At 31.8% G+C, this 261-nt stretch carries 1 pseudogene; it reads left to right on the forward strand.

Annotation, left to right across the window (positions count from 1 at the left end):
* Positions 1-261, forward strand: a pseudogene (locus tag FHK87_RS26500) (biopolymer transporter ExbD); the annotation flags it as partial.

Below are 261 nucleotides of genomic sequence, written 5' to 3' on the forward strand. Positions count from 1 at the left end.
CTAAAGACCCTTCTTCTTCTGATAATCCTACAAAAGCAGTAATTTCTCTACGTAACAACAGAGAAACAAATTATGCTACTTATATCGCAGTGCAAAATGAGCTGGTAGCAGCTTATACAACACTTAGAGATAGAGAATCTAATAAACTCTTTGGTAAATCTTTTACACAAATGGAAAAAGAACTTAAAGATGTTAATTATTCTGGTAGCAAGGATAAACTAAAAGAAGATATTAAGAAAATTCAGCTTCTGTTCCCTGAAA

This window comes from Aquimarina algicola (assembly GCF_006443095.1).
Taxonomy (GTDB): domain Bacteria; phylum Bacteroidota; class Bacteroidia; order Flavobacteriales; family Flavobacteriaceae; genus Aquimarina; species Aquimarina algicola.